The sequence below is a fragment of the Actinotalea sp. genome (genome assembly GCF_035443605.1).
In the GTDB taxonomy this organism is placed as follows: Bacteria; Actinomycetota; Actinomycetes; order Actinomycetales; family Cellulomonadaceae; genus Actinotalea.
Window position 1 is genome coordinate 6,943 of record NZ_DAORSQ010000043.1, and the last position, 2,449, is coordinate 9,391.

General features: G+C 78.2%; 2 protein-coding genes and 1 pseudogene. 1 reads left to right on the forward strand and 2 read right to left on the reverse strand.

Going from position 1 to position 2,449, the window contains the following annotated elements:
• Positions 1-1,094 (forward strand): annotated as a pseudogene (locus PKY62_RS06645) (hypothetical protein); the annotation flags it as partial.
• Here PKY62_RS06645 and ddaH read toward each other — a convergent pair.
• Positions 1,091-1,864: a dimethylargininase gene (ddaH, locus tag PKY62_RS06650; RefSeq protein ID WP_324535926.1), complete on the reverse strand. Its 774-nt coding sequence runs from the start codon at positions 1,862-1,864 to the stop codon at positions 1,091-1,093. The pseudogene PKY62_RS06645 and the gene ddaH sit on opposite strands and share 4 nt — an antisense overlap.
• A 34-nt stretch (positions 1,865-1,898) precedes the next feature.
• On the reverse strand, positions 1,899-2,449 hold a 551-nt coding region (gene dnaG, locus PKY62_RS06655; RefSeq protein WP_502875805.1), incomplete at its 5' end, for a DNA primase.

Consider the following 2,449-nt stretch of genomic DNA (forward strand, 5'->3'; position numbering starts at 1 on the left):
CGGGCGGCGGTTCCGGCGACGCCGGCGCCGGCGGGGGCTCCGGCGACGCCGGCGCCGGTGGGGACTCCGGCGACACGGGTTCGGGCGGGTCGGGCGGGACCGGGTCGGGGTCGGGCGACTCCGGCTCCGGCGGCACCGGGACCGGCGGCACAGACACCGGCACCGGCACCGGCACCGGCACCGGCACCGATACAGGCACCTCCGGCTCCGGTGGCGCTGGGACAGGCGACTCGGGTGCGGGCGACAGCGGTGGCAGCGGCACGGGCGAGGGTGCCGACGGGACGAGCCCGACCACGGGCCCCACGCCGGCCGGTCCAGGCAGCTCCGGCGGTTCCGGGACGAGCCCGACACCCGCACCGGGCCCAGCTGCGCCTGGCCCCGGTGGCACCGGCGCGCCGGACGCGACGTCGTACGACGGCGTCGGGGCGTTCGGTGTCACGCGGATCGGCCCGGTCCATGTGCCGACCTCGGGCGGGACGCTCGTCGTCGTCACCGCGACCGCCCTCGAGCCGGGGACGGGTGTGCGCATCGGAGCCACCGCCCCCGGTCGCGTGCTGCTCACGACGCCGACCACGCTCGTGTTCCTCACGCCCCCGGCCGTGGCGGGCATCCACGACGTCACCCTGTTCCGCCTGGCACGTACCAGCGTGCTGCCCGGCGCACTGACCTACCAGGACGTCGTCGCCCCGGGCGGCGGCACGGCTCCCGGGGCGACCGAGCCGGCCGAGGGCGGCACCGGCGGCCCGGGCTCCGGCAGCACCGGTCCCGGCAGCACCGGCTCCGACGGCTCAGGCGCGGGCGACGCCGGCTCGGCCGACACCCCGTCGGGGGGCACCGGCTCCGGCGGCACCGGCTCGGGCGATGCGGGCTCGGGCGACGGGTCGGCGGGGTCGGGCGACGGCGGGTCGGGCGACGGGTCGGCGGGGTCGGGCGACCCCGGTTCCGGGGACACCGGCGGGTCCACACCCACGGCACCGGCGGCCACCCGCACGGGGCCGCACGGCGAGCGACTGGTCCGCAACGACGCGCTCGCCTCGCTGGCCGGCCTGTGGTCCCTCGGCTGCGCCACGACGTGCGCGGGGATGCAGGTCTAGCTGCCCGGCAGGTGCCGCACACGCACCGACAGGCACGTCACGCAGCCCTCGAGCTTCTCGAACTCCCCGATGTCCACCGGCACCGGGACGTAGCCGAGGTCCGCGAGCAGGTCGGCCGTGCGCGGTGCGGCCGCGGACAGCAGCAGCCGGTCCTGCCCGAGCAGCACCACGGCGGTGCCGTGCTCCTCGGGGACGGGGCGGAAGCGGCCCAGCAGGCGCGGGTCGTCGACGAACGGCTCGTACCCGATGACCGTGCCGTCCGGCAGCGCCGTGACGGCCGTCTTGAGGTGCAGCACCCGGCTGACCGGGACGGCCACGACGGTCCCGCCCAGCGGGGCGAGGATCGCGCGCAGCTGGCGCACACCGTCGGCGTTGGTCCGGCCGCCCCGGCCCACGAGCACGGTGTCGCCGATCTTCAGCACGTCGCCGCCGTCGAGGGTGCCCGGGGCCTCGATCCGCGCCACGGCGCAGCCCAGTGCCGCGACGGCGCGCTCCGTGGCGCCCTCCTCGCCGCGGCGGGACGGGTGCCCGGCGCGGCACACCACCGCCAGCCCCCGGAACATCACCACGGTGTCCTCGACGAACACCGCGTCGGGGTGCCCCGGCGACGGGTCGACCTCGCGCACGTCCCAGCCGTTGTCGCGCAGGGCCGCGACGTACCCGTCCCACTGCACCAGCGCGCGGTCGAGGTCCACGGGCACGCGGTCGATGTGCTCGACCACCCCGTCGGCGAGGGTCGGGGACGGGCGACGGACCAGGGCGACGACCACGGGTGGCTCCTCGATGTCGGTGCGGGGGTGCGGCTCAGTCGCGCGCGCGGACGGCGCGGCGGTGGTTCTCCAGGGCGACCAGCTCGGCGAACGCCGCGCCGTACTCCTCGGCCTGGCCCACCGGGTCCATCCTCTGCAGACGGCCGCGGCGATCGGCGATCCGTCGGGTCAGACCGAGGTCCACGAGCGCAGCGACCACCCCGCGGACGTAGTCCTCGACGGCCTCCGGCCGGTCCTCGGGCAGCGGTGCGACGGCGAGCTCCGTGACGAGGTCGACCACGGGCCCGGCGGCCTCCTCGCGCACGCGCTCCGCCCAGCCCGAGCCCTGGGACCCCGGTCCGCCTGCGGCCCGGATCGCCTCGTGCACGGCCCGGAAGGCCCGGACGGAGAACGCGTCGTCACCCAGCGCGTCGAACGCGGCGGCGTCCACCGAGCCGGGGTACTGGAGCACGGCCTCCAGCGCGTTGCGCTCGAGGCGGGCGACGGGGTCCCCGCGGTCCGGCGCCAGCATCCGCGCCGACGGGCGGGGCGGCTCGACGTCCTCGCCGCCGGATCCCCCGCGACCCGCGCCGCGGCCGGCGTCGC